The 24,976-nt window shown below is 71.2% G+C and carries 26 protein-coding genes and 1 riboswitch; of the genes, 21 read left to right on the forward strand and 5 right to left on the reverse strand.

Translation table 11 applies throughout. The features are described 5' to 3' along the window. Window positions 1–20 precede the first annotated feature (20 nt). The 12 genes from rplS to AB0912_RS15005 all read left to right on the forward strand — a co-directional run bounded on the left by rplS (window position 21) and on the right by AB0912_RS15005 (window position 10,579). Complete coding sequence (gene rplS / locus AB0912_RS14950; RefSeq protein ID WP_007384968.1) at window positions 21–371, forward strand: 50S ribosomal protein L19; 351 nt, start codon at window positions 21–23, stop codon at window positions 369–371. A gap of 202 nt (window positions 372–573) precedes the next feature. Further along, on the forward strand, window positions 574–1,290 hold the full coding sequence (gene lepB, locus AB0912_RS14955; RefSeq protein ID WP_366699519.1) for a signal peptidase I: 717 nt from the start codon (window positions 574–576) through the stop codon (window positions 1,288–1,290). Then, on the forward strand, window positions 1,283–2,386 hold the full coding sequence (gene lepB / locus AB0912_RS14960) for a signal peptidase I (RefSeq protein WP_366699521.1): 1,104 nt from the start codon (window positions 1,283–1,285) through the stop codon (window positions 2,384–2,386). Before lepB (AB0912_RS14955) ends, lepB (AB0912_RS14960) begins: the two co-directional genes overlap by 8 nt. Then, window positions 2,268–3,197 (forward strand): signal peptidase I, encoded by a 930-nt coding sequence (lepB, locus tag AB0912_RS14965; protein WP_366699583.1) that lies wholly within the window; start codon window positions 2,268–2,270, stop codon window positions 3,195–3,197. The genes lepB (AB0912_RS14960) and lepB (AB0912_RS14965) overlap by 119 nt, the downstream gene beginning before the upstream one ends. Before the next feature lie 411 nt (window positions 3,198–3,608). Then, window positions 3,609–4,382: a signal peptidase I gene (gene lepB / locus AB0912_RS14970; RefSeq protein WP_366699523.1), complete on the forward strand. Its 774-nt coding sequence runs from the start codon at window positions 3,609–3,611 to the stop codon at window positions 4,380–4,382. Beyond that, entirely contained in the window at window positions 4,372–4,899 is a 528-nt protein-coding gene (locus tag AB0912_RS14975; protein ID WP_366699525.1) for an NUDIX hydrolase, read from the forward strand. Before lepB (AB0912_RS14970) ends, AB0912_RS14975 begins: the two co-directional genes overlap by 11 nt. Before the next feature lie 55 nt (window positions 4,900–4,954). Beyond that, window positions 4,955–5,263 (forward strand): DUF2469 domain-containing protein, encoded by a 309-nt coding sequence (locus AB0912_RS14980; RefSeq protein ID WP_003965949.1) that lies wholly within the window; start codon window positions 4,955–4,957, stop codon window positions 5,261–5,263. A gap of 229 nt (window positions 5,264–5,492) precedes the next feature. Further along, on the forward strand, window positions 5,493–5,999 hold the full coding sequence (locus AB0912_RS14985) for a YraN family protein (RefSeq protein WP_366699527.1): 507 nt from the start codon (window positions 5,493–5,495) through the stop codon (window positions 5,997–5,999). Between the two features lies 1 nt (window position 6,000). Continuing rightward, window positions 6,001–7,626: a YifB family Mg chelatase-like AAA ATPase gene (locus tag AB0912_RS14990; RefSeq protein WP_366699529.1), complete on the forward strand. Its 1,626-nt coding sequence runs from the start codon at window positions 6,001–6,003 to the stop codon at window positions 7,624–7,626. Then, window positions 7,623–8,768: a DNA-processing protein DprA gene (gene dprA, locus AB0912_RS14995; protein ID WP_366699531.1), complete on the forward strand. Its 1,146-nt coding sequence runs from the start codon at window positions 7,623–7,625 to the stop codon at window positions 8,766–8,768. The genes AB0912_RS14990 and dprA overlap by 4 nt, the downstream gene beginning before the upstream one ends. 269 nt (window positions 8,769–9,037) lie before the next feature. Continuing rightward, window positions 9,038–9,880 carry an RNA polymerase sigma factor WhiG gene (gene whiG, locus AB0912_RS15000; protein WP_366699533.1) on the forward strand — a complete coding sequence of 281 codons (843 nt, stop codon included), beginning with the start codon at window positions 9,038–9,040 and terminating at the stop codon, window positions 9,878–9,880. A 141-nt stretch (window positions 9,881–10,021) separates the two neighbouring features. Then, a complete protein-coding gene (locus AB0912_RS15005) occupies window positions 10,022–10,579 on the forward strand; it encodes a helix-turn-helix domain-containing protein (protein WP_366699585.1) in 558 nt (185 codons plus the stop codon). Window positions 10,580–10,649: 70 nt separating this feature from the next. Here AB0912_RS15005 and AB0912_RS15010 read toward each other — a convergent pair whose 3' ends face one another. Beyond that, the gene (locus AB0912_RS15010; RefSeq protein WP_366699535.1) at window positions 10,650–11,252 is read right to left on the reverse strand and encodes a M23 family metallopeptidase; all 603 of its coding nucleotides are present in this window, start codon (window positions 11,250–11,252) and stop codon (window positions 10,650–10,652) included. 486 nt (window positions 11,253–11,738) lie between these two features. On the opposite strand from AB0912_RS15010, the gene rpsB reads away from it, so the two are divergent. From rpsB to AB0912_RS15035, 5 genes are all read left to right on the forward strand, one after another. Beyond that, the gene (rpsB, locus tag AB0912_RS15015; protein ID WP_366699537.1) at window positions 11,739–12,662 is read left to right on the forward strand and encodes a 30S ribosomal protein S2; all 924 of its coding nucleotides are present in this window, start codon (window positions 11,739–11,741) and stop codon (window positions 12,660–12,662) included. 95 nt (window positions 12,663–12,757) lie between these two features. Next, the gene (tsf, locus tag AB0912_RS15020) at window positions 12,758–13,594 is read left to right on the forward strand and encodes a translation elongation factor Ts (protein WP_366699539.1); all 837 of its coding nucleotides are present in this window, start codon (window positions 12,758–12,760) and stop codon (window positions 13,592–13,594) included. A gap of 182 nt (window positions 13,595–13,776) precedes the next feature. Then, window positions 13,777–14,547 (forward strand): UMP kinase, encoded by a 771-nt coding sequence (pyrH, locus tag AB0912_RS15025; RefSeq protein ID WP_366699541.1) that lies wholly within the window; start codon window positions 13,777–13,779, stop codon window positions 14,545–14,547. A gap of 170 nt (window positions 14,548–14,717) precedes the next feature. Then, window positions 14,718–15,275, forward strand: a complete 558-nt coding sequence (frr, locus tag AB0912_RS15030; protein ID WP_366699543.1) for a ribosome recycling factor — start codon at window positions 14,718–14,720, stop codon at window positions 15,273–15,275. Beyond that, window positions 15,275–16,414, forward strand: a complete 1,140-nt coding sequence (locus AB0912_RS15035) for a phosphatidate cytidylyltransferase (RefSeq protein WP_366699545.1) — start codon at window positions 15,275–15,277, stop codon at window positions 16,412–16,414. The genes frr and AB0912_RS15035 overlap by 1 nt, the downstream gene beginning before the upstream one ends. 90 nt (window positions 16,415–16,504) lie before the next feature. Here the strand turns inward: AB0912_RS15035 and AB0912_RS15040 are convergent, their stop codons facing one another. Beyond that, a complete protein-coding gene (locus tag AB0912_RS15040) occupies window positions 16,505–16,726 on the reverse strand; it encodes a hypothetical protein (protein ID WP_366699547.1) in 222 nt (73 codons plus the stop codon). 178 nt (window positions 16,727–16,904) lie between these two features. On the opposite strand from AB0912_RS15040, the gene rlmN reads away from it, so the two are divergent. The 4 genes from rlmN to AB0912_RS15060 all read left to right on the forward strand — a co-directional run bounded on the left by rlmN (window position 16,905) and on the right by AB0912_RS15060 (window position 22,129). Continuing rightward, a complete protein-coding gene (rlmN, locus tag AB0912_RS15045; protein WP_366699549.1) occupies window positions 16,905–18,011 on the forward strand; it encodes a 23S rRNA (adenine(2503)-C(2))-methyltransferase RlmN in 1,107 nt (368 codons plus the stop codon). 165 nt (window positions 18,012–18,176) lie between these two features. After that, window positions 18,177–18,282: riboswitch (TPP riboswitch) on the forward strand. 77 nt (window positions 18,283–18,359) lie between these two features. Continuing rightward, window positions 18,360–19,454, forward strand: a complete 1,095-nt coding sequence (locus AB0912_RS15050) for a thiamine ABC transporter substrate-binding protein (protein WP_366699551.1) — start codon at window positions 18,360–18,362, stop codon at window positions 19,452–19,454. Next, window positions 19,430–21,106, forward strand: a complete 1,677-nt coding sequence (locus tag AB0912_RS15055) for an iron ABC transporter permease (RefSeq protein WP_366699553.1) — start codon at window positions 19,430–19,432, stop codon at window positions 21,104–21,106. Before AB0912_RS15050 ends, AB0912_RS15055 begins: the two co-directional genes overlap by 25 nt. Further along, a complete protein-coding gene (locus tag AB0912_RS15060) occupies window positions 21,107–22,129 on the forward strand; it encodes an ABC transporter ATP-binding protein (protein ID WP_366699555.1) in 1,023 nt (340 codons plus the stop codon). Between the two features lie 136 nt (window positions 22,130–22,265). Here the strand turns inward: AB0912_RS15060 and AB0912_RS15065 are convergent, their stop codons facing one another. The 3 genes from AB0912_RS15065 to AB0912_RS15075 all read right to left on the reverse strand — a co-directional run bounded on the left by AB0912_RS15065 (window position 22,266) and on the right by AB0912_RS15075 (window position 24,768). Continuing rightward, window positions 22,266–22,955, reverse strand: coding sequence for an LAETG motif-containing sortase-dependent surface protein (locus AB0912_RS15065; protein WP_366699557.1), 690 nt, complete (start codon window positions 22,953–22,955; stop codon window positions 22,266–22,268). A 159-nt stretch (window positions 22,956–23,114) separates the two neighbouring features. After that, window positions 23,115–24,230, reverse strand: coding sequence for a Rossmann fold nucleotide-binding protein (locus AB0912_RS15070; RefSeq protein WP_366699559.1), 1,116 nt, complete (start codon window positions 24,228–24,230; stop codon window positions 23,115–23,117). A gap of 130 nt (window positions 24,231–24,360) precedes the next feature. Next, window positions 24,361–24,768 carry a VOC family protein gene (locus tag AB0912_RS15075; protein WP_366699561.1) on the reverse strand — a complete coding sequence of 136 codons (408 nt, stop codon included), beginning with the start codon at window positions 24,766–24,768 and terminating at the stop codon, window positions 24,361–24,363. Between the last annotated feature and the right edge of the window lie 208 nt (window positions 24,769–24,976).

Genomic DNA, 24,976 nt, shown 5'->3' on the forward strand with positions numbered 1-24,976 from the left:
CGACGAAGAAAGCAGACACAATGTCTCACCTGCTCGACACCGTCGACAGCGCGTCGCTGCGCACCGACATCCCGGCCTTCCGTCCGGGTGACACCGTCAACGTCCACGTCCGCGTCATCGAGGGCAACCGCTCCCGTGTGCAGCAGTTCAAGGGCGTTGTCATCCGTCGCCAGGGCGCCGGCGTCCGCGAGACCTTCACGGTCCGCAAGGTCTCGTTCTCCGTCGGCGTGGAGCGCACCTTCCCGGTGCACACCCCGATCGTCGAGAAGATCGAGCTCGTGACCCGCGGTGACGTCCGCCGCGCGAAGCTGTACTACCTCCGTGAGCTGCGCGGCAAGGCCGCGAAGATCAAGGAGAAGCGCGACAACTGATCTCGTGCGGCCACGGTCCGCCGTGGCCGGCCGAGTCGGTGGGAAGGCGTCATCGTCCCGTCGGGAAGAAGGCGTCTCGCCAAGCCGGTACGTCTTGCCCGAGCCGGTACGTCTTGCCGAGTCGGCAAGTCTCGCCAAGCAGACAAGTCTTGCCAAGCCGGTAAGAAGGCGTCTCATGGAGGCCCGATACCATCTGGCCCCGATGGACACCGAAGCACAGCACGTGGAGCGCGACCGCTCCTCCCGCCCTTCCGCATCCGAGGAGACCTCGGACCCGGAGCGGCCGGAGGGCCGGTCGCGCTTCTCGTTGGCCGACCGGATCGCCGGCCGGGTCCCGGGCGGGCGGATCACCCTGACCGTGCTGGTCTGCCTGGTCTTCCTGCTCCTGGTCAGCCGCTTCGTGATGCAGCCGTTCGAGATTCCCAGCGGTTCGATGGAGTCCGGATTGAGGATCGGGGACCGCGTTCTCGTAAACAAGTTGGCGTACCGTTTCGGTTCCGAACCGCGGCGGGGCGATGTCGTCGTGTTTGACGGCACCGGCTATTTCGGGAGCGCCGACTACGTCAAGCGCGTTGTCGGGGTAGGGGGAGACCACGTGGTCTGCTGCGACAGGGAGGGGAGACTCAAGGTGAACGACCGGCCGGTCGACGAGTCCGCCTTCCTCCACCGGGGCGACAGCCCCTCGGACGTGCCCTTCGACGTCGTGGTGCCGGACGGCTCCCTCTTCGTCCTCGGCGACCACCGCAGCCGCTCCAGCGACTCCCGCGACCATCTGGGCTCGCCCGGCGGCGGCATGGTCCCCGTCGGTGACGTGATCGGCCGGGCGGACTGGATCGCCTGGCCCGCCGGCCACTGGACCCGGCTGACCCGTCCCGGCGCCTACGCGCGCGTGCCCGCCGCGGGCGGTGCGCATGGGTAACCGGGGGCGACCGCGCGGAGCCCCCGCCAGTGCCGCCGAGAACCTGCTGCCCACCGGCACCCGCCGCGCCTCCGGCGGAGCCGCCCGGCCGAGCCGGGTCGAGCGGCGCAAGCTCGCCCGCAAGATCAAGCGGCGCCGACGGCGTTCCGCGATCAAGGAAATACCGCTCCTCGTCGGCGTCGCCGTGCTGATCGCCCTGGTCCTCAAGACCTTTCTCGTCCAGGCCTTCGTGATCCCGTCCGGTTCGATGGAGAACACCATTCAGATCGGCGACCGGGTCCTGGTCGACAAGTTCACCCCGTGGTTCGGCTCCGAGCCCAAGCGCGGTGACGTCGTCGTGTTCCAGGACCCCGGCGGGTGGCTCACCGCCGAGGAGGCCAAGAAGAAGGACGACCCCGTGGTCGTCAAGCAGTTCAAGCAGGGGCTGACCGCCATCGGCCTGCTGCCGTCGGACAACGAGAAGGACCTCATCAAGCGGGTCGTCGGCGTCGGCGGCGACACGGTCAAGTGCTGCGACGCACAGGGCCGGGTGACCGTGAACGGAACCCCGCTGACCGAGCCGTACATCTTCGCGGGTGACAAACCCTCCGAGCTGCGCTTCGAGGTGAAGGTTCCCGAGGGGCGGCTGTTCGTCCTCGGCGACCACCGGGGCAACTCCGCGGACTCCCGGTACCACCGGACCGACAAGTTCAGCGGTACGGTCTCGGAGAAGTCGGTCGTGGGCCGGGCCATGGTCATCGGATGGCCCATCGGCCACTGGACCCGGCTGCGGGAGCCGAGCACGTTTTCGACCGTGGCCGACGCGCCTGAAGCGTCGGCCGCCCCTTCGGCGCTGTCGCATAGGGTGGCCCCTGCGGATCCAGACGGATTGATCCCGCTCCCGACCCCTGCGGAACTCCCGCTCGTTATGGGAGTGGTGGGCCTGCGCCGAATACGGCGCGGGCAGCGGCACGGAGTGAGGAGTGGATGTGGGGGATGTGGCGGTCGGCGCACGGTCCGGACACGATGGTCCCGAAGGGCAGCCGGAGCGGCCCGACGATGCGGCTGCCCCCGGCGTAGCGGACGGGTCGGGTTCCGGCGGTTCCGAGGGCGGTGACGCCTCGACCGGGCGTTCCGAGCAGGACCCGAAGTCCAGGAAGCAGCGCTCTTTCTGGAAGGAGCTGCCGATCCTCATCGGCATCGCCCTGGTCCTCGCGCTGCTCATCAAGACGTTCCTGGTGCAGGCGTTCTCGATCCCCTCGGACTCGATGCAGAACACCCTCCAGCAGGGCGACCGTGTCCTGGTCGACAAGCTGACCCCGTGGTTCGGGTCGGAGCCCGAGCGCGGTGAGGTCGTCGTCTTCCACGACCCCGACAAGTGGCTGGCGGGCGAGCCCACCGCCGATCCGAACGCCCTGCAGACCTTCCTGAGCTGGATCGGCCTGATGCCGTCCGCCGAGGAGAAGGACCTGATCAAGCGCGTCATCGGCGTCGCGGGTGACACGATCGAGTGCAAGGGCACCGGCCCGCTGGTGGTCAACGGCAAGGCGCTGAACGAGGCGTCGTACGTCTACGCCGGGAACACCCCGTGCAGCCAGGACGACGAGGGCGGCCAGTTCAAGGTCAAGGTCCCCAAGGGCATGATCTGGGTGATGGGCGACCACCGCCAGAACTCGCGCGACTCCCGCTACAACCAGGCCGACAAGCACCACGGCATGGTCCCGGTGGACGACGTCGTCGGCCGCGCCATCGTCAAGGCCTGGCCGCTCAACCGCTGGGGCACCCTGCCGGTCCCGGACACCTTCGACCAGTCCGGCCTGAACACCCAGTCCGCCGCGGCGATCACGGCGCCCGGCGCCGTCGCCCTCGTCGGCGCGGTGCCGCTCGTGCTGGTGCGCCGCAAGCGCAGGGCGTCCAAGGACGACTGAGCAGGCGGTCTGACGGTCTGACGGCCTGACGGCCTGACGGTTTACGGTTTGACGACGATCCTTGGACGGACCGAGCAGTCCGTCCAAGGACGGACCGAGCGCCACAGGTGTGCTTCGGCCTTCGGGGCCGGCCGACCCGGGAATCTCCGGAGCGGCCGGCCCCCGCTCGTTCCGGCACGGGCCCGTGGGCTCGGCGGGCGTGCCTCCGGTCATACGGCCCAGCGGCTCACCGGCCCACAGGTCCACGGGCTCACCGGCTCACAGGTCCACCGGCTCACCGGCTCACAGGTCCACCGGCTCACCGGCTCACCGGCGATCTTCACTGGTCCTCCGGCTCGGTGTCCTGGACCGTGATCGTTGGCCGAACCATGGGCTGACCGGGGACCGTACCCCCGGGTAGGGTGCGGACCCATGGGTGGCGAGAGCGCAACACGTACGGCCCCGCGCAGCGGTGGCGCGGCCAGGGACCAGGCGGGCGGCAAGGTCGGACAGCGGTTGTCCGGGCTGGCCGTGGCGCTGGGCCTGGTGCTGTTCCTCGGCGGATTCGTCTGGGGTGCGGTGGTCTATCTGCCGTACACCGTGCCCACCAGCTCCATGGCGCCGACCATCAAGGTGGGCGACCGGGTCCTCGCGCAGCGCATCGACGGCGACGAGGTCCGCCGAGGTGATGTCGTCGTCTTCAAGGACAAGGCGTGGGTCACCAACGCCTCCGTGGTCAAGCGGGTGGTCGCCGTCGGCGGTGACACGGTCTCCTGCTGCACCAAGGGCAGGCTGACCGTCAACGGCAAGCAGATAGCCGAGCCGTACCTGCCCGAGGGCAGCCTCGCCGAGATCACCAACTTCCCCACCGTGAAGGTCCCCAAGGGCCGTCTCTTCCTGCTCGGCGACGAACGGCAGGGCTCCCTCGACTCCACCGCCCACCTCTCGGACGCCGCCGGCGGCACCGTCGCCCGCAGCGCCGTGTCCGCCCGGGTGGATGCCGTCGCCTGGCCCATGGACGGCATGCTCGAACGCCCCACGGGCTTCGAGACGCTCGGCCCGCTGTCCCATCCGGGCCCGCTTCGCACGATCGTCGCCGCGGTGATCGCCGGCGCCGTGCTCGTGCTGGGCGGCGCCGCCTACGGTCCGCTCGCCAAGCGGGCGGGGCGCTCCCGTGCGAAGACGGGGTCCGCCGGTGCCCGCTGAGCCGGAGCCGACGGGCGTCGAGGAGGCCGCCGAGCGGGGCCTGCGCCAGGTCGCCCGGGTCGTCCTGCTCGATCCGCGGGACCGGGTCCTGCTGCTGCACGGGCACGAGCCGGACGACCCCTCGGACGACTGGTGGTTCACCCCCGGCGGCGGCCTCGAAGGCGACGAGACCCGGGAGCAGGCCGCGCTGCGCGAACTCCGGGAGGAGACCGGCATCACCGAGGTCGAGCTGGGGCCGGTGCTGTGGCAGCGGATCTGCTCGTTCCCTTTCGCCGGACGGCGCTGGGACCAGGACGAGTGGTACTTCCTGGCCCGTACGAACCAGACGGCCACGGCCGCCACCGCCCTGACCGAGCTGGAACGCCGCAGCGTCGTCGGAGCGCGCTGGTGGACGTGCCGGGAACTGGCCGAGGCACATGAGACGGTGTATCCGACCAAGCTCGCCGGGCTGCTCCGCAGGCTGCTCGACGAGGGTCCCCCGGCCACGCCCGAGATCCTCGACACGGAAATCGTCTAGGGGTTCCCGGGGCTGGCGCACAATAGGGGGACGCACGGCTGAAGGGGAACATGCCATGAGCGCCGAGGACCTCGAGAAGTACGAGACCGAGATGGAGCTGAAGCTCTATCGGGAGTACCGCGATGTCGTCGGTCTGTTCAAATATGTGATCGAGACCGAACGGCGCTTCTACCTCACCAACGACTACGAGATGCAGGTGCACTCGGTCCAGGGCGAGGTGTTTTTCGAGGTGTCCATGGCGGACGCCTGGGTGTGGGACATGTATCGGCCCGCCCGCTTCGTGAAGCAGGTACGCGTCCTGACATTCAAGGACGTGAACATCGAGGAGCTGAACAAGAGCGATCTGGAGCTGCCGGGCGGCTGAATCCGAGGCGGCCGGGCGGCCGACTGACGTAGGGGCCTGCCGGACAGGGGCTCACGGGCCGGGGACCGAGGGGTTCCCGGCCCTCGCCGTTCCCGCCGTGACGTGCCCGCCGTGACGTGCCCGGGTGACACGTCCGGGTGACGGACTTCTCCACAGTCGCCGGTCTGTCCACCAAGATCCACAAGCCTCGCGGCGCGGCCTCAGGGTGGGTGCCGGAGGTGGTGCCGACATGAAGACGACCGAGGCACGGAAGACGGGGAACACAGGGCCCGCGAAGAACGCGCGCGACGCGGCGAACGAGGGCGAGGCGAACGCGGGCGAGGCGAAGGCGGGCGAGGCGAAGGCGGGCACTACGAGGAGCGCCGGGAGTGCGGGGAACGCGCGCGGCGCCCTGGGCAGGTACGGCGAGGATCTGGCCGCCCGGCGGCTGACCGAGGCCGGAATGACGGTCCTGGCGCGCAACTGGCGGTGCGGCAGGACCGGCGAGATCGACATCGTGGCCCGGGACGGCGACGCGCTCGTGCTCTGCGAGGTCAAGACCCGCCGGGCGGGCGCCTTCCAGCATCCGATGGCGGCCGTGACACCGGCCAAGGCCACGCGACTGCGGGGCCTCGCCGAGCGCTGGCTCCAGGAACACGGGGGAGCGCCGCCCGGCGGTGTCCGCATCGACCTGATCGGCATCGTCCTGCCCGACCGCGGCGCGCCCGTGGTCGAGCACGCGCGGGGGGTGGCCTGAGATGGGCTTCGCGCGTACGTGTTCGGTGGCGCTGGTGGGCGTGGAGGGCGTCGTCGTGGAGGTCCAGGCCGACCTGGAGCCGGGCGTCGCGGCGTTCACACTGGTGGGCCTCCCCGACAAGAGCCTCACCGAGAGCCGGGACCGGGTCAGGGCGGCGGTCGTGAACTCGGGCGCCGCCTGGCCGCAGAAGAAGCTCACGGTGGGACTCAGCCCGGCCTCCGTGCCCAAGGGCGGGTCGGGATTCGATCTCGCCGTCGCGTGCGCCGTGCTGGGCGCCGCCGAGCGGATCGACCCCCGGGTGCTCGCCGACATCGTGATGATCGGGGAGCTGGGGCTCGACGGCCGGGTGCGGCCGGTCCGGGGCATCCTCCCGGCGGTGCTCGCGGCGGCCGACGCCGGCTACGAGCAGGTGGTGGTCCCGGAGTGCGCGGCGGCCGAGGCCTCGCTGGTGCCGGGCGTCTCGGTGCTGGGCGTGCGCAGCCTGCGCCAGCTCATCGCGGTGCTCGCGGACGAACCGGTGCCCGAGGAGAACCCCGACGAGCAGGGCCGCCCCGACCCGCTGCTCGCCGGCCTGCGCGTGCCGGGGACGGGCGAGGCCACCGGCCTGTGCGGCATCGCCATCCCGGAACACGACCAGGGGCACGATCTCGCCGACGTCGTCGGCCAGCTGTCGGCCCGCACCGCCATGGAGGTCGCGGCGGCCGGCGGACACCACGTCTTCCTGCAAGGCCCACCGGGGGCGGGCAAGACGATGCTCGCCGAGCGGATGCCGTCCATCATGCCCCGGCTGTCCCGGCAGGAGTCCCTGGAGGTGACGGCGATCCACTCCGTCGCCGGCCTGCTCCCGCCCGGCAAGCCGATGGTCGACATCGCCCCCTACTGCGCGCCCCATCACTCGGCGACCATGCAGTCCCTCGTCGGCGGCGGCAAGGGCCTCGCCCGGCCCGGCGCGGTCTCCCTGGCACATCGCGGGGTGCTCTTCCTGGACGAGGCGCCGGAGTTCAGCGGCTTCGTGCTGGACGCGCTGCGCCAGCCGCTGGAGGCGGGACACGTGGTGATCGCGCGCAGCGCCGGGGTCGTGCGGTTCCCCGCGAAGTTCCTGATGGTCCTCGCCGCCAACCCCTGTCCGTGCGGGCGGTTCAGCGTGACGAACGACTTCTGCGAATGCCCGCCCTCCGTCATCCGCCGCTACCAGGCGCGACTGTCCGGACCGCTGCTCGACCGCGTCGACCTGCGCGTGGAGGTGGAGCCGGTCACCCGGTCCGAACTCACCGCGCGCGGCGCCCAGGGCGAGTCCACGAAGGCGGTCGCCGAGCGGGTGCGGACCGCCCGCGAGCGAGCCGCCGCCCGCCTCACGGGGACGCCCTGGCACACCAACAGCGAGATCCCGGGACGCGAGCTGCGCAGCCGGTGGCAGGCCGTGCCGGGTGCGATGGACGAAGCCGAACGGGGCCTGGAGCGCGGGGTGCTCACGGCCCGCGGCCTGGACCGGGTGCTCCGTGTCGCGTGGACGGTCGCGGACCTGTCGGGGCACGACCGGCCCGACGCCGGGGATGTGGCCCTGGCCCTGCAACTGCGCACCGGCGTTCCGCGCGGGGTGCCGATGGCGATCGGCTCACCGGCATGACGGACCACGAGCGCGGGGCACGCGTCCTCCTCTCCCGGGTCGTGGAACCCGGCGACGAGGTCTGCGGACGCTGGATCCGGGAGACCGGCCCCCGGGAAGCCGTGCGATGGCTGTCCGGCGGGGAGGGCCGGCCGCGCGGGATGACGGACGCGCGGTGGGCGGGACTGCGGGCGAGGGCCGAGCGGGCCGACCCCGAGCGCGACCTCGCCCGGGCGCGGGAGGCCGGCGTGCGGTACGTCTGCCCCGGCGACCCCGAGTGGCCTGCCCAACTGGACGACCTGGAGGACGGGCGCCCGATCGGGCTGTGGGTGCGCGGGACGTCCAGCCTGCGGATATGGGCACTGCGGTCGGTCGCCGTCGTCGGCGCCCGGGCCTGCACCGAGTACGGCGCGCACATGGCGGCCACCCTCGGCGCCGGGCTCGCCGAGCGGGGCTGGGTGGTGGTGTCCGGCGGGGCGTACGGCATCGACGGCGCCGCCCACCGGGGCGCCCTCGGCGCGGGCGGCGCCACCGTCGCCGTACTCGCCTGCGGAGTCGACCGGCCCTACCCGCGCGGGCACACCCAGTTGATCACCAGGATCGCGGAACAGGGCCTCGTGGTGGGGGAGTTGCCGCCTGGCGAGCATCCCACGCCGAGCAGGTTCATCCTGCGGAACCGGGTCATCGCGGCGCTCACCCGGGGCACCGTGGTCGTCGAGGCCGCGTACCGCAGCGGGGCGCTCGTCACCGCGCGTGCGGCGCAGCGGCTGGGGCGGTTCACCATGGGGGTGCCCGGGCCGGCCACCAGCTCGCTCTCCGCCGGCGTGCACGAACTGCTGCGCGGGGAAGCGGTCCTGGTCACAGACGCGGCGGAAGTCGCCGAACTGGCCGGCGACATGGGCGAGCTGGCACCGGAGCGGCGCGGGCCCGTGCTGCCGCGCGACCTCCTGGCGCCGGGCGCCAAGCGGGTGCTGGCCGCCCTGCCCGCGCGGCGACCGGCCCCCGTCACCGAGATCGCCCGCACCGCGGCCACCAGCACGGACGACGCGGTCGGGAGACTGTACGAACTCCGAGCACTTGGATTCGTCGAACGACACGGCGACGGCTGGAAGTTGACACGCCAGGCGACGACCTCCGTCCGTGACGACCGGGAGGGCCGCTGACCGAGCGTATTCGGCCGTCCGGGGGAACACCGACACCCTTGCGGATTACCGCAGTTGGCGGATCCCGGTGGTCACACACGGCGACCGGCGGGACATCGGGACCCGGCGCGCGGAAGCCGTTCGCGTCCGGGTGACAGCTCGCCCTTCGCGCACTGCGACAGTCCAGTCACGCTACGCTCACGAGGATCCGAAGCAGGCACACCATCTCGGCATGAGGCCGACAGACACCCAGGCACCCCAGTTCACGGCAGAACGGCACAAGGCGACGCATGCCCCAGCACACCTCCGGGTCCGACCGGACGGCGATCCCGCGAGCCGCCCGCGAAGGCGGCAGCGTGCGCCCGCCCGCTCCCTCGACACTCGACGAGCTGTGGCGGTCGTACAAGTCGACCGGTGACGAACGGCTGCGCGAGCAGCTCATCCTGCACTACTCGCCGCTGGTGAAGTACGTCGCGGGCCGGGTCAGCGTGGGCCTGCCGGCCAATGTCGAACAGGCCGACTTCGTCTCCTCCGGGGTGTTCGGACTGATCGACGCGATCGAGAAGTTCGACATCGAGCGCGAGATCAAGTTCGAGACCTACGCGATCACCCGCATCCGGGGCGCCATGATCGACGAGCTGCGCGCCCTCGACTGGATCCCCCGGTCGGTCCGGCAGAAGGCCCGCAACGTCGAGCGCGCCTACGCGACGCTGGAGGCACGCCTGCGGCGCACCCCCTCGGAGAGCGAGGTGGCCTCCGAGCTGGGCATCGCCGTGGAGGAACTGCACGCCGTTTTCAGCCAGTTGTCGCTGGCCAACGTCGTCGCCCTGGAGGAGCTGCTGCACGTCGGCGGCGAGGGCGGCGACCGGCTGAGCCTGATGGACACCCTGGAGGACACGGCCGCCGACAACCCCGTCGAGGTCGCCGAGGACCGGGAGCTGCGCAGACTCCTGGCCCGGGCCATCAACACCCTGCCCGACCGGGAGAAGACCGTCGTCACGCTCTACTACTACGAGGGACTGACACTGGCGGAGATCGGCAACGTACTGGGCGTGACGGAGAGCAGGGTGAGCCAGATCCACACCAAATCCGTTCTCCAGCTCCGCGCCAAGCTGGCCAGTTTCGGACGCTGACCAGGGCGTTCGCCCGCCGCCCCGGTTCGCGGCGCCGGTGCTTTCGGCGGGTTCGTCACCCGGCCGGGTGGGTGCAGTGGGTCCCGTACGCGGCGGACCGTCCGTACAGTGGTTGACGTGCCAAGGATTCGAGCGGCCTCCGTGGCCGAGCACCGGTCGATGCAGCGAGCCGCCCTGCTGGACGCGGCGCGCTCCCTGTTGTCCGAGGGCGGGACGGAGGCGCTGACCTTCCCGGCGCTCGCCGAGCGCACGGGTCTCGCGCGGTCCTCCGTGTACGAGTACTTCCGCTCCAGGGCCGCCGTCGTCGAGGAACTGTGCGAGGTCGACTTCCCCGTCTGGGCCGCCGAGGTCTCCTCCGCGATGGCCGCCGCCGAGGGCCCCGAGGGCAAGGTCGAGGCGTATGTGCGCCGGCAGCTCGCCCTGGTCGGGGACCGGCGGCACCGTGCCGTGGTCGCCTTCTCCGCCAGCGAACTCGACGCGGGCGCCCGGGAGAAGATCCGCGCCGCCCACGGCGGGCTGGTCACGATGATCGGTGAGGCCCTGGCCGCGATGGGGCACGCCGAGCCGCGTCTGGCCGCCATGCTCCTCCAGGGCGTGGTCGACGCCGCCGTGCGCCGTATCGAGCTGGGGGCCGCCGAGGATCCCACCGCGATCACCGAGGCGGCCGTCGCGATGGCCCTGCGGGGTGTTCGCGGCTGACGCCCTTACGGGACCCGGTGCGTGACGTGGCTGTCGCTCCACCCGAGGTCCGGTGACGGACCGCCGCAGGTCAGTGCTGTGAGCGCTGCGAATGCTGTGAGGGCTGTGGGGGAGCGCCGTCGAGGGGGAGGAGGCGGGGCGGGCCGAGGCCCAGCAGCCAGGGCGGGAGCAGCGACAGCGGGTCCAGGTAGGCCGTGCCTCTGAGCAGGCCCCAGTGGAGACAGGACGCCGGCCCGCAGTGGGCGTCGTCCGCCGCCTCCACCGTCCCGACGGCCTCGCCCGCGGTGACCTCGTCCCCCTTGCGCACCGACGCCCGCACCGGGCCGTACGTCGTCCGCAGCGGCGGGGTCCCGGTGCCCGCCAGTTCCACCGAGACGATCCCCCGGCCCGCGACCCGGCCCGCGAACGACACCCTGCCGGCGGCGACCGCGCGCACCAAGGCGCCGGGGGCGGTCGCCAGGTCGACGCCGCGATGACCCCGCGAGTAGGCCGTCGCGGGCGGCTCCCAGCTCCGTACGACGGGAGGGCGGACCCCCACCGGCCAGGCGCGGGCGATCGCGGGGACGGAAGGGGCGGTCTCCGGCGGGGTCGGCGGGGTGGTCGGCGTCGGGGCAGGGGCAGGGGCCGGCGGGTCGCCGGCCGGGGAGTGGGCCGCCGACGAGGTCAGCGTCAAGGCCAGGTTCAGAGTCGGGGCCGGGGGACCCGGCGACCGGGCAGGGGCAGAGGCAGGGGCAGGGAGTGGGGGTTGGGGCGGGGCCGGGCCGGCAGGGGCCAGGACGCCCAGGGCACCCAGGCCACCCAGGGCGGTCAGGACGGTCAGGGTCAGGGTCAGGGTCAGGGTCAGGCCGAGGAGAAGCCCCGGCCGCATCCGCGCACATCGGTTCGCTCGCATGCGCAAACCGTCCCGCATCGAACGGATCCCCGCCGGGATCTGTGGAGTACCGGCCGGTTGTGGACAGCGGCGTCACCCGGCCCCTCTCGGGTCCCGTACACTTCTGATGGCGATCCGGGTCACCGGGTCGACTTCGCACGCCCCGACATCTGGTCGTCCATACCGGTGTCAGCGCCTCTCGGTCCTTCGTGGCAAGGCGTATCGCGGGCGTCAGGCGCGAGTGCCGTCCGGCACACGCGGCAACCGAGAAAACCGAGGAGAACGGCCATGGCCGTCGTCACGATGCGGGAGCTGCTGGAAAGCGGCGTCCACTTCGGTCACCAGACCCGTCGTTGGAACCCGAAGATGAAGCGCTTCATCTTCACGGAGCGCAACGGCATCTACATCATCGACCTGCTCCAGTCGCTGTCGTACATCGACCGCGCCTACGAGTTCGTCAAGGAGACCGTCGCCCACGGCGGCACGGTCATGTTCGTCGGCACGAAGAAGCAGGCGCAGGAGGCCATCGCCGAGCAGGCCACCCGCGTCGGCATGCCCTACGTCAACCAGCGCTGGCTGGGCGGCATGCTCACCAACTTCTCGACCGTCTACAAGCGTCTGCAGCGCCTCAAGGAGCTTGAGCAGATCGACTTCGAGGACGTCGCCGCGTCCGGTCTCACCAAGAAGGAGCTTCTCGTGCTCTCGCGCGAGAAGGCCAAGCTGGAGAAGACCCTCGGTGGTATCCGCGAGATGCAGAAGGTGCCCAGCGCCGTCTGGATCGTGGACACCAAGAAGGAGCACATCGCGGTCGGCGAGGCCCGGAAGCTCAACATCCCGGTCGTCGCCATCCTCGACACCAACTGCGACCCCGACGAGGTCGACTACAAGATCCCGGGCAACGACGACGCGATCCGCTCCGTCACCCTGCTCACCCGCGTGATCGCCGACGCCGTCGCCGAGGGTCTCATCTCCCGTTCCGGCGCCGGCAAGGCCGCCGAGGGTGACAAGGCCGCCGGCGAGCCGCTGGCCGCGTGGGAGCGCGACCTGCTCGAGGGCGAGAAGAAGGCCGACGACGCCGAGGTCCAGACCTCCGCCGAGACGGAGAAGGTCGCCGACGCCGAGCAGGCCGACGCCCCCGCCGCCGAGGCCGAGGCCGTCGAGGCCCCCGCTGCCGACGCCGAGGCCCCGGCCGCGGACGCCGAGCAGGCCTGACCCTCAGCCCCTTCGGGTGTGTGAACGGCGGGGGCCCACGAAGCCCCCGCCGTTCGTCCCGTAGATCTTCAGACTTCGAGAGAGATCCAGGAATCATGGCGAACTACACCGCCGCCGACGTCAAGAAGCTCCGTGAGCTCACGGGCGCCGGCATGATGGACTGCAAGAAGGCGCTCGACGAGGCCGACGGCAGCGTCGACAAGGCCGTCGAGGCCCTGCGCATCAAGGGCCAGAAGGGCGTCGCCAAGCGCGAGGGCCGCTCCGCCGAGAACGGCGCCGTGGTCTCCATCATCGCTGACGACAACACCTCCGGTGTCCTGGTCGAGCTGAAGTGCGAGACGGACTTCGTCGCCAAGGGCGAGAAGTTCCAGGCCGTCGCCCAGCAGATCGCCCAGCACGTCACCGCCACCTCCCCGGCGGACCTCGACGCGCTCCTCGGCTCCGAGATCGAGCCGGGCAAGACGGTTCAGGCGTTCGTCGACGAGGCCAACGCCAACCTGGGCGAGAAGATCGTCCTGGACCGCTTCGCCCAGTTCACCGGCGCGTACGTCACCTCGTACATGCACCGCACCATGCCCGACCTGCCCCCGCAGATCGGTGTTCTGGTCGAGCTGGACAAGGCCGACGCCGACCTCGCCAAGGGCATCGCGCAGCACATCGCCGCCTTCGCGCCGAAGTACCTCTCCCGTGAGGACGTTCCGGCCGAGGTCGTCGAGACCGAGCGTCGCGTCGCCGAGGAGACCACCCGCGCCGAGGGCAAGCCCGAGGCCGCCCTCCCCAAGATCGTCGAGGGTCGCGTCAACGGCTTCTTCAAGGAGGCCACCCTCCTCGGCCAGCCGTACGCGCTCGACAACAAGAAGTCCGTCCAGAAGGTCCTGGACGAGGCCGGTGTCACCCTGAAGCGCTTCACGCGCATCAAGGTCGGCATCTGAGTCCGTACCGCGATCGACGCGAGACCCCGATAGGGTCGACAGCAGTCGTCCGCGTACGCCGGTACCCACGCGCGTGTGCCGGACGACAGCAGATCTGACGAGGAGGCCATTGCCGAGCACGGGATGCGAACACACCCCACCGGCAATGGCCTTCTTCGTATGTGCACCACGAGGAGATCTCCATGACCACCACCCCGGCCGACAAGGGCGACAAGACCGACGACGGCAAAGGCGCGGGACGCTTTCTGCTGAAGCTTTCCGGCGAGGCCTTCGCCGGTGGCGGCGGACTGGGCGTCGACCCCGACGTGGTGCACAAGATCGCCCGCGAGATCGCGGCCGTCGTGCGCGGCGGAGCCCAGATCGCCGTCGTCATCGGCGGCGGCAACTTCTTCCGCGGCGCCGAACTCCAGCAGCGCGGCATGGACCGGGCGCGCTCCGACTACATGGGCATGCTCGGCACCGTCATGAACTGCCTCGCCCTCCAGGACTTCCTGGAGAAGGAGGGCATCGACAGCCGCGTCCAGACCGCCATCACCATGGGCCAGGTCGCGGAGCCGTACATCCCGCTGCGCGGCGTGCGGCACCTGGAGAAGGGGCGCGTGGTCATCTTCGGCGCGGGCATGGGCATGCCGTACTTCTCCACCGACACCACCGCCGCCCAGCGCGCCCTGGAGATCGACGCCGAGGCGCTCCTCATGGGCAAGAACGGCGTGGACGGCGTCTACGACTCCGACCCGAAGACCAACCCCGGGGCGGTCAAGTTCGACTCGCTCAGCTACGGCGAGGTCATCACCCGGGACCTGAAGGTCGCCGACATGACGGCCATCACGCTGTGCCGGGACAACAAGCTGCCGATCCTGGTCTTCGAGCTCCTGGCGGAGGGCAATATCGCGCGGGCCGTCAAGGGTGAGAAGATCGGCACACTCGTCGGCGAGCAGAACGGCCAGGCCTGACGGGGACGCTCCCGGCCGGGTACGAGCCCCGGACGAGGACGGACCCTGACCGGGGGATGGACAATGTCCTGCCGGTCCGGAACCGTGCAGGAACAAGACGCGACGCAGCCGGCCGCCGACCCCGACGAGGAAGAGCTGCCGGGCCTACTCAAGACACGCAGGAGCAAGTGGTGATCGAAGAGACCCTCCTCGAGGCCGAGGAGAAGATGGAGAAGGCCGTCGTGGTCGCCAAGGAGGACTTCGCCGCGATCCGCACCGGCCGTGCGCACCCGGCGATGTTCAACAAGATCGTGGCCGACTACTACGGCGCGCTGACGCCGATCAACCAGCTGGCCTCGTTCTCCGTGCCGGAGCCGCGGATGGCCGTGGTGACCCCGTTCGACAAGAGCGCGCTGCGCAACATCGAGCAGGCGATCCGCGACTCCGACCTGGGCGTCAACCCCAGCAACGACGGCAACATCATCCGGGTGACCTTCCCCGAGCTGACGGAAGAGCGCCGCAAGGAGTACATCAAGGTCGCGCGGACCAAGGGCGAGGACGCCAAGGTCTCGATCCGCTCCGTGCGCCGCAAGGCGAAGGACGCCCTCGACAAGCTCGTCAAGGACAAGGAGTCCGGCGAGGACGAGGTCCGCCGTGCGGAGAAGGAACTCGACGACACCACGGCGAAGTACGTCGCCCAGGTGGACGAGCTCCTCAAGCACAAGGAAGCGGAGCTTCTCGAGGTCTGATGAACGACTCTTCCTGGGGGGCGCCGCCACAAGCCGGGTACTGGGGGCCGTCCGAGCAGGGGCCTGTCCAGGGGGCGGCCCCGGCGGGTCCCACGTACGATGCGCATGACGCGCAGCACACTCGGCCCATGCCCATCGTGCCCGACGTACCCGCACATGGCGGAGACCAGGATGACGACCCGGGGGCCGCTCGGCCGAGCGGCCCCCTGTTCCACGACGACGCACCGTCGGCGGCCCCCTACGGGGAACCGTCGCACAACCCGCAGAGCCCGCAGGAGCCCATGCCCAGCGCCGCCCCCCAGCCCGCCCCCGCACCTCAGAAGAAGAGTGCGGGACGCGACCTGGGCGCGGCCATAGGTGTGGGCGTCGGGCTCGGCGCGGTGATCGTCGCGTCGTTGTTCGTCGTCAAGGCCGTCTTCGTCGGAGTGATAGCGGTCGCCGTGGTGGTCGGGCTCTGGGAGCTGACATCACGGCTGGAGGAACGCAAGGGCATCAAGGCGCCCCTCGTCCCGCTCGCCGTCGGCGGGGCGGCCATGGTCGTCGCCGGCTACGTGCGGGGTGCCGAGGGCGCCTGGGTCGCCATGGCCCTGACGGCGCTGGCCGTCCTGGTCTGGCGTATGACCGAGCCGCCGGAGGGCTACCTCAAGGACGTCACGGCGGGGGTCTTCGCGGCCTTCTACGTACCGTTCCTGGCGACCTTCGTGGCCATGATGCTCACGGCCGACGACGGCCCGCGGCGCGTGCTGACCTTCCTGCTCCTGACCGTCGTCAGCGACACCGGCGCGTACGCGATCGGCTGGCGCTTCGGCAAGCACAAGCTGGCGCCGCGCATCAGCCCCGGCAAGACCCGCGAGGGTCTGTTCGGAGCGGTCAGCTTCGCGATGGTCGCGGGTGCGCTGTGCATGCAGTTCCTGATCGACGACGGGACCTGGTGGCAGGGTCTGGTCATCGGCCTCGCGGTCGCGGCCAGCGCCACGCTCGGTGACCTCGGGGAGTCGATGATCAAGCGGGACCTCGGCATCAAGGACATGGGCACGCTGCTGCCGGGCCACGGCGGCATCATGGACCGTCTGGACTCGCTCCTGCCGACGGCTCCGGTGGTCTGGCTCCTGCTCGTCCTCTTCGTCGGCTCGGGCTGACCGGCCCACGTCCTTCCGTACGACACCGCACCGCCCCTCCGGGTCACGACCGGGAGGGGCGGTGCCGTCGTTTGAGGGCGTCCCGGGGGGTCACTCGGGCCCGTAGGTGTGCGGCGGCCCCTCCTGCCAGTGGACCCAGGCCGGGTCGTCGAGGAGATCCTCGGCGTCCGGAAGCCCGGCACGGCGGAGGAACTCGACGAGGTCGGCATCACTGTGAGCGAGGCCGGCGCTCCGCCCACGGATGGTGACGCGCCGGCCACCGGTGCCGGCGGGGCGGCCTATGACGACGGGGGTGGAGTCAGAATCAGACACAGGTTCGATTGTAGGCCCGCGTCGACGCGGGCGGCGGCGCTCCGGGGCAACGGGCGGTCCTAGGAACGCGGCGCTCCGGGCAACGGGCGGTCCCCGGAACCCGGCGCTCTGGGCAACGAGCGGTCCCGCAAACGCGGCGCCCGGGTCATCCCATCGGATCTGCGACACTGGTTGGGTTATGCCGAAGCCCGGAGAACTCACCTTTGTCGCGCCGCGCGGAGCCAAGAAGCCGCCGCGGCACCTTGCCGATCTCACGCCCGCCGAGCGCAAAGAGGCGGTTGCCGCGATCGGTGAGAAGCCGTTTCGCGCCAAGCAGCTCTCGCAGCACTACTTCGCCCGGTACGCGCACGACCCCGAGCAGTGGACGGACATCCCGGCCGCCTCGCGCGGCAAGCTCCAGGAGGCGCTGCTTCCCGAGCTGATGTCGGTCGTCCGGCATCTGTCGACCGACCAGGACACCACCCGCAAGACCCTGTGGCGGCTCTTCGACGGCACGCTCGTCGAGTCCGTGCTGATGCGCTACCCGGACCGGGTCACCATGTGCATCAGCTCGCAAGCGGGCTGCGGGATGAACTGCCCGTTCTGCGCCACCGGGCAGGCGGGCCTCGACCGGAACCTGTCGACCGGCGAGATCGTGCACCAGATCGTGGACGGGATGCGGGCGCTGCGGGACGGCGAGATCCCCGGTGGCCCGGCCCGGCTGAGCAACATCGTCTTCATGGGGATGGGCGAGCCGCTCGCCAACTACAAGCGGGTGGTCGGCGCGATCCGCGCCCTCACCGACCCCGAGCCGGACGGCCTCGGCCTCTCGCAGCGCGGGATCACCGTCTCGACGGTCGGCCTCGTGCCCGCCATCAACCGGTTCGCCGACGAGGGCTTCAAGTGCCGTCTCGCGATCTCGCTGCACGCCCCGGACGACGAGCTGCGCGACACCCTCGTCCCCGTGAACACGCGGTGGAAGGTGCGCGAGGTGCTGGACGCCGGATGGGAGTACGCCGCGAAGTCCGGGCGGCGCCTGTCCATCGAGTACGCGCTCATCCGGGACATCAACGACCAGGCCTGGCGCGGTGACCGGCTCGGCCGGATGCTCAAGGGCAAGCCGGTGCACGTCAACCTCATCCCGTTGAACCCGACGCCGGGCTCGAAGTGGACCGCCTCGCGGCCCGAGGACGAGAAGGCGTTCGTCGAGGCGATCGCCGCCCACGGTGTGCCGGTGACCGTCCGGGACACCCGGGGCCAGGAGATCGACGGAGCGTGCGGACAGCTCGCCGCGACCGAGCGGTAGCCACCGGGCCCTGGTCTCCCGGTGGTGGTCCCCGGCGGTGGCCTCCCGGTGGTGGTCACCCCGTGAGCGGTGGCCACCGGCACCGGTCGCCGGGCGGTGCGTGTCGAGCGGTAGTCTGAGACGCGTTCGTAGAACCATCGCAGTCATCGCAGTCATCACATCTTCATATTCCGACAGGGGAGCGCCACAGCGCTGAGAGTGCGGGACAGACCGCAGACCCTCTGAACCTCGCCCAGGTCATTCTGGGTAGGAAGTTCGGTCATCACTCAAGCTGTTGCGCCCTGCCCGGGAACTGTCAGAGGTCCCGGGCAGGGCCGCGTCTCTTCCTGGTCAGCCAGGAGGAATCCAGTGAGCACCACCAGCAAGCGGTTCGCGGCCACGGCCGTCGGACTGAGCCTCGTCACCCTGCCCGTCCTGTCGGCGTGCGGCTCCTCCGACGCCGGCGCCGCGGGCTCGGGCGGCTCGAAGACCGTCACGCTCGTCACCCACGACTCGTGGGCGGTGTCCAAGAACGTGCTCAAGGACTTCGAGAAGCGGTCCGGGTACCGCGTCCGCGTCCTCAGGGACGGCGACGCCGGGCAGGCCGTCAACAAGGCGATCCTGACCAAGGACAACCCCCAGGGCGACGTCTTCTTCGGCGTCGACAACACCCTGCTGAGCCGGGCCCTCGACAACGGGCTCTTCCAGTCCTACGAGGCCAAGGGCTCCGACGCGATCGACGCCCGCTACCGCGTCGACCAGGCCAGGCACCGGGTCACGCCCATCGACTCCGGCGACATCTGCGTCAACTACGACAAGGCGTACTTCAGCAAGCACAAGCTCGCGCCGCCGACGTCGTACGACGATCTGGTCAAGCCCGCCTACAAGAACCTCCTCGTCACCGAGAACGCCTCGACCTCCTCGCCCGGCCTCGGCTTCCTGCTCGGCACCGCCGCGAAGTACGGCGACGACCAGTGGCAGGGCTACTGGAAGAAGCTCAAGGCCAACGGTGTGAAGGTGGTGGACGGCTGGGAGCAGGCCTACAACGACGAGTTCTCCGGGTCCGCCGGCGGCAAGAAGGCCAAGGGCGACCGGCCCCTCGTCGTCTCCTACGCCTCCTCGCCGCCCGCCGAGGTCGTCTACGCCGACCCCAAGCCCGCCACCGCCCCGACCGGCGTCGTGGAGGGCACCTGCTTCCGCCAGGTCGAGTACGCGGGACTGCTGGACAACGCCGAGAACACCAAGGGCGGCAAGGCCCTGCTCGACTTCCTGCTCACCAAGGAGTTCCAGGAGGACATGCCGCTGAACATGTTCGTGTACCCCGTCACCGGCACCGCCCGGGTGCCGGCGGAGTTCACGAAGTTCGGCCCGCAGGCCAAGGACCCGCAGACCCTGGCCCCGGAGAAGATCGCCGCCGACCGCGACCAGTGGGTCAAGTCGTGGACCTCGCTCGTACTGAAGTAGACCGGGCGGCCCCGCGCGCCGCCCGCCGGCGGGGCGCGGCGCGGCTCGGCCTCATGGCCCTGCCCGTCGCGTTCTTCGGGGTGTTCTTCGCCTACCCCGTGGCCGCGATCGTCGCGCGTGGGCTGCACGCCGACGGCGGCTGGCGGTTCGCCCGGATCTGGGACGTGCTCGCCCAGCCCGACATCCGGCACGTGCTGTGGTTCACCACCTGGCAGGCGCTCGCCTCCACGGCGCTCACGCTGCTGATCGCGCTCCCCGGCGCGTATGTCTTCGCGCGCTTCGACTTCCCGGGCAGACAGTTCCTGCGGGCCGTGGTGACCGTGCCCTTCGTGCTGCCGACCGTCGTCGTCGGCACCGCGTTCCTCGCGCTCGTCGGCCGCGGCGGACTGCTGGACGAGCTGTGGGGCGTCCGCCTGGACACCACGGTGTGGGCGATCCTGCTCGCGCACGTCTTCTTCAACTACGCGGTCGTCGTACGGACCGTCGGCGGTCTCTGGTCGCAGCTCGACCCACGTCAGGAGGAGGCCGCGCGGATGCTCGGCGCCTCGCGGCTCGCGGCCTGGCGCAGGGTGACGCTGCCGGCGCTCGCCCCCGCCGTGGCCGCCGCCGCCCTCATGGTCTTCCTCTTCACCTTCACCTCCTTCGGTGTGGTGCAGATCCTCGGCGGCCCCACCTTCTCGACCCTGGAGGTCGAGATCTACCGGCAGACCTCCGAGATCTTCGACCTCGGCACGGCGGCCGTGCTGACGATCGTCCAGTTCGCGGCGGTCGGGGCGATCCTCGCCGTGCACGCGGCGACCGTCCGGCGCCGCGAGAGCGCGCTGCGGCTGGTGTCCCCGCAGACGACCGCGCGCCGGCCGCGCGGCGCCGGGCAGTGGGCGCTCCTCGCCGGGGTGCTGGCGAGCGTCGCGGTGCTCCTCGTGCTGCCCCTCGCCGTCCTCGTCCAGCGCTCCCTCGACGCCCCGGACTTCCGCTACTACCGCTCCTTGACCAGCGCCGACGGCGGCACCTTCCTGGTCGCCCCGATCGCCGCCATCGGCAACTCGCTTCAGTACGCGCTCGCCGCCACCGCGATCGCCGTGCTGATCGGCGGACTGGCGGCGGCGGCCCTGACCCGGCGGGCGGGCCGGCTCGTACGGGGCTTCGACGCGCTGCTGATGCTGCCGCTCGGCGTCTCCGCGGTGACCGTGGGCTTCGGCTTCCTGATCGCCCTGGACGAGCCGCCCCTCGACCTGCGCGCGAGCTGGATGCTGGTGCCGCTGGCGCAGGCGCTCGTCGGCGTCCCCTTCGTCGTCCGCACCATGCTGCCCGTGCTGCGGGCGGTCGACGGGCGGCTGCGGGAGGCCGCGGCCGTGCTCGGGGCGTCCCCGTGGCGGGTCTGGCGCGAGGTCGACCTCCCGATGGTGCGGCGCGCCCTGCTGGTCGCCGCCGGGTTCGCCTTCGCCGTCTCGCTCGGCGAGTTCGGCGCGACGGTCTTCATCGCGCGGCCCGACAACCCGACGCTGCCGGTGGCCGTGGCCCGGCTGCTCGGCCGCGCGGGCGATCTCAACTACGGCCAGGCGATGGCCCTTTCGACCATCCTGATGGCGGTGTGCGCGATCGCGCTGCTGCTGCTGGAGCGGGTACGCACCGACCGGACCGGGGAGTTCTAGATGCTGCTGAGCCTCAGGGGCGCGACCGTACGATTCGGCGGGCGGGCGGTGCTGGACGCGGTCGACCTCGATGTCGCCGAGCACGAGATCGTCTGTGTGCTCGGGCCGAGCGGCAGCGGCAAGTCCACTCTGCTGCGGACGGTCGCCGGACTCCAGCCGCTCGACGCGGGCACGGTGGCGCTGGACGGGCGGGACCAGGCGGGCGTGCCCGCGCACCGGCGGGGCGTCGGCCTGATGTTCCAGGACCACCAGCTCTTCCCGCAGCGGGACGTGGGCGGCAACGTGGCCTTCGGGCTGCGTATGCACGGCGCCCCGAAGGGCGAACAGGCCTCGCGGGTGGGGGAGTTGCTCGACCTCGTGGGGCTGCCCGGGGCGCGGAGCCGGGCCGTCGCCTCCCTCTCCGGCGGTGAACAGCAGCGCGTCGCGCTGGCCCGCGCGCTCGCGCCGCGACCCCGCCTGCTGATGCTCGACGAACCCCTCGGCCAGCTCGACCGCTCGCTGCGCGAACGGCTCGTGGTCGAACTCCGGCAGCTCTTCGGCGAGTTGGGCACGACCGTGCTCGCCGTCACACACGACCAGGGGGAGGCCTTCGCGCTCGCCGACCGGGTCGTGGTGATGCGGGACGGGCGGATCGCCCAGTCCGGCACGCCACTTGAGGTCTGGCAGCGGCCCGCCGACGCGTTCGTGGCCCGCTTCCTCGGCTTCGACAACGTGGTGGACGTGACCGTGAGCGCCGAGGCCGCCGACACCCCCTGGGGCAAGCTCCCGGTGCCCGCGGACGCCGTCCAGGGGCCCGGCACCCTCCTCGTACGGCCCGCGGGCGTCCGGCTGGTGGCCCCGGCGGACGGACTGCGCTGCACGGTCGCCGCGCGTACTTTCCGGGGCACCCACGTCGCCGTACGACTCCGGCCGGCGGACGCGCCGGAGCTGGAGGCGGCGTGCGCGCTGCGGGACGCGCCGGAGCCGGGCGAGGTGGTCGGGGTGGAGTTCGACCCCGCCGAGATCGTGCTCCTCGCCGGCTGACGGCCGGCGTCACTGACGGGCAACGGCCTTCGCGGACAAGGGAGTTGGGGTCGAAAGCCCTGAGTGCGGGGTCGGGAAACGGCCGTGTGGCCCGTCCCCTGGGGGGAGACGGGCCACACGGGCGTCACGGGGTGGGTCAGTTGGCCTTCGAGGCGCCACGGCGGCGCATGCCGAAGAAGACCGCTCCGCCACCGACGACGACGAGCGCACCGGCGATACCGGCGATCATCGGGGTGTTGGAGTCGGCACCGGTCTCGGCGAGGTTGGACTCACCGGCCGCGGCCGACGGCGCGTTGTCGGTCACCGCCGCGGGAGCGGTGCTGCTGCTCTCCTCGGCCGAGGGGGTCGCCGAGTCCGAGTCCGAAGGCGTCTCGGACGGCGTCGGGGTGGCGGAGGGCGTCGGGGTCCCGGAAGGCGCCGGGGTCTCCTTGGCGCAGCCCTCGGCCGACGTGGTGAGGGTCGGCGAGACGTCCTCGTTGACGAGACCGGGGACGTCGATGTGGATGCGGTACTGCGCCTTGGGGGCCCAGTCCTCCGCGAACGTGACGGTCGCGCCCTCGCGGGTGCCCTTGACCGTCTCGGTGCCGACCTTCTTCTCGTCGGCGCCGTTGGACTCCAGGTAGACCGTGACGGTCGCTTCCTTGCCGGAGGCGTCCGTGTCGGTCACGGTGATGCTGCCCTTCCCGTTGTCGCAGGAGGCGACGGCCGAGAAGTCACGGATGTTGCAGGCGAGTGCGTTGCCGGCCACGCCGAGCGCGAGCGCGGTCGAGGCGGAGGCAACGCCGAGGATTCGCACGGTACGTGCGGTGCGTCGAGATATGGACACGATTGCCCTTCACAGGTTGCGCAACTGCGGGGGGTGTCGGGGGATTTGCTGCGCTTCGTTCACTGGCAACAGCACCCCCACGAGTGTCAAAGGTTTATAAGCGTTGCCTCAGGGCTGTCAATGCGTAGAGGTCACAGGGGTGTTGGCTTTGCCCAGACATTAACCGGCGAGGTGTTTGAGCGCCTCCGGAGCGTCATCGATCCGGTCGACCAGAGCGATCCGCGACTCCATCTCCCGTTGCCGCGCCAGGGATTGGAGCAACGGCCAGGCGGGATACCGCTCGGTCCAGTGCACCCGGTCCACCAGGACCATGGGGGTGGGCTCGCCCCGCGACGCGTAGTAGTTCGGCGTCGCGTTGTCGAAGATCTCCTGTACGGTCCCGGCGGCGCCCGGCAGGAACACCACCCCGGCGTTCGAGCGGGCCAGCAGGCCGTCCTCGCGCGTTGCGTTGGCGAAGTACTTGGCTATGTGCGCGGCGAAGGCGTTCGGCGGTTCGTGGCCGTAGAACCAGGTGGGGATACCCACCGAGGGTCCGCCGGACGGCCAGCGCTCGCGCACGGCGAAGGCCGCGCGGGCCCAGTCGGTGATGGACGGGGTGAACGACGGCGCACCGGCGAGGAGGGTGAGCGCCGCGTCGAGCATGCCGTCCTCGAAGGGGGCCGCGTACGCGCCGAGGTTGGCCGCCTCCATGGCTCCCGGGCCGCCGCCGGTGGCGACCGTGAGGCCGGAGCGGGCGAGGTCGCGGCCGAGCCGCGCGGCACCCGCGTACGCCTCGGTGCCGCGCTCCATCGCGTGGCCGCCCATCACGCCCACCACCCGCGCGCCGACGAGGAGTTCGTCCAGCGCGTCGGAGACCGAGTCGTCGTGGATGGCCCGCACGGTGGACGCGAAGACGTCGCCGTCGGCCTTGGTCTGCTGGAACCACGCGTACGCGCGGGCGTCCGGTGTCGCCTCGTAGCCCGCGTCGAGCCCGTCGAACAGCTCGGTGGGGGAGTAGAGGCGGCCCCGGTAGGGGTTGAGGGGGAGGCCGGGGACGGGCGGGAAGACGAGGGCGCCGGACGCGCGGACCTTCGCCGCCGCCTCGGCGCTCATCGAGCAGCCGAGGAAGACGGTGTCCGTGGTGTCCACGGCCAGCAGGGCCCGCGTACGGTCCGTCAGATCCATGGCCTGGAGACGGAACCGGGCGAGCGAGCCGCCCGAGGAGACGACCTTGTCGAACTCGGCGAGGGACTCGATCTCACGGTCGTGGGCTGCGTGAAGGGGTGTCGGCTGCACCGGCCCATGCTAGGCGCGGTGCCGCGGACCCGGGCCGGTGCCCTGCCGAAGCCGGGAACGGCGGCGGGGCCGGTGCGCGAACCCCTGTACCGCGCTCCGGCCCCGGGTCTCTACCGGGAGTGAGGGATGGTCAGCCCTGGACGGCCGCCGGGTCCATCCAGACGACCTCCCAGGTGTGGCCGTCCGGGTCGTCGAAGGAGCGGCCGTACATGAAGCCCTGGTCCTGGGTTTCGCCGGCCGCCGAACCGCCCGCGGCGATCGCCCGGTCGACCAGCTCGTCGACCTTCTCGCGGCTCTCGGCGCTCAGACACAGCAGCACCTCGCTGGAGGTGGTCGCGTCCACGATCTCCTTCTTCGTGAAGTCCGCGTAGCGCTGCCTGCTGAGCAGCATCGCGATGATCGTCTCGCTGATGACCACGCAGGCGTTGTCGTCCGTGGAGAACTGCGGGTTGATCGCGTAGCCCAGCTCCGTGAAGAACTTCTTCGAGACGTCCACATCGGACACGGGCAGGTTCACGAAGATCATCTGCTGGTACATCGGGGGCTCCCGTTCGCGTAAGGCCGTTGCTGTGGTGCCGTTCGCAGGGTTAGACCGGCGGTCCGCGCGGAACTCATCGCCCCGCGCGGAACAGGTGTTCGCGGATCTCGCCCGGAGGGCCGTGGCTCCCGCTCGGACGGCCGCCGCTCCCCCTCGGCCGGCCGCGGACCCGGCGCGGACCGCCGCCGAGGCCGGTCACGTGATCAGC

The sequence above is a fragment of the Streptomyces sp. NPDC007084 genome (assembly GCF_040703595.1).
GTDB lineage: Bacteria > Actinomycetota > Actinomycetes > Streptomycetales > Streptomycetaceae > Streptomyces.

What these genes read in the sequence shown, in the direction of transcription:
- rplS (WP_007384968.1), top strand. Translation starts at nt 21, where the DNA reads ATGTCTCACCTGCTCGACACCGTCGACAGCGCGTCGCTGCGCACCGAC.
- lepB (WP_366699519.1), top strand. Translation starts at nt 574, where the DNA reads ATGGACACCGAAGCACAGCACGTGGAGCGCGACCGCTCCTCCCGCCCT.
- lepB (WP_366699521.1), top strand. Translation starts at nt 1,283, where the DNA reads ATGGGTAACCGGGGGCGACCGCGCGGAGCCCCCGCCAGTGCCGCCGAG.
- lepB (WP_366699523.1), top strand. Translation starts at nt 3,609, where the DNA reads ATGGGTGGCGAGAGCGCAACACGTACGGCCCCGCGCAGCGGTGGCGCG.
- AB0912_RS14980 (WP_003965949.1), top strand. Translation starts at nt 4,955, where the DNA reads ATGAGCGCCGAGGACCTCGAGAAGTACGAGACCGAGATGGAGCTGAAG.
- AB0912_RS14985 (WP_366699527.1), top strand. Translation starts at nt 5,493, where the DNA reads ATGAAGACGACCGAGGCACGGAAGACGGGGAACACAGGGCCCGCGAAG.
- AB0912_RS14990 (WP_366699529.1), top strand. Translation starts at nt 6,001, where the DNA reads ATGGGCTTCGCGCGTACGTGTTCGGTGGCGCTGGTGGGCGTGGAGGGC.
- dprA (WP_366699531.1), top strand. Translation starts at nt 7,623, where the DNA reads ATGACGGACCACGAGCGCGGGGCACGCGTCCTCCTCTCCCGGGTCGTG.
- whiG (WP_366699533.1), top strand. Translation starts at nt 9,038, where the DNA reads ATGCCCCAGCACACCTCCGGGTCCGACCGGACGGCGATCCCGCGAGCC.
- rpsB (WP_366699537.1), top strand. Translation starts at nt 11,739, where the DNA reads ATGGCCGTCGTCACGATGCGGGAGCTGCTGGAAAGCGGCGTCCACTTC.
- tsf (WP_366699539.1), top strand. Translation starts at nt 12,758, where the DNA reads ATGGCGAACTACACCGCCGCCGACGTCAAGAAGCTCCGTGAGCTCACG.
- pyrH (WP_366699541.1), top strand. Translation starts at nt 13,777, where the DNA reads ATGACCACCACCCCGGCCGACAAGGGCGACAAGACCGACGACGGCAAA.
- AB0912_RS15035 (WP_366699545.1), top strand. Translation starts at nt 15,275, where the DNA reads ATGAACGACTCTTCCTGGGGGGCGCCGCCACAAGCCGGGTACTGGGGG.
- rlmN (WP_366699549.1), top strand. Translation starts at nt 16,905, where the DNA reads ATGCCGAAGCCCGGAGAACTCACCTTTGTCGCGCCGCGCGGAGCCAAG.
- AB0912_RS15060 (WP_366699555.1), top strand. Translation starts at nt 21,107, where the DNA reads ATGCTGCTGAGCCTCAGGGGCGCGACCGTACGATTCGGCGGGCGGGCG.
- AB0912_RS15075 (WP_366699561.1), bottom strand. Translation starts at nt 24,768, where the DNA reads ATGTACCAGCAGATGATCTTCGTGAACCTGCCCGTGTCCGATGTGGAC.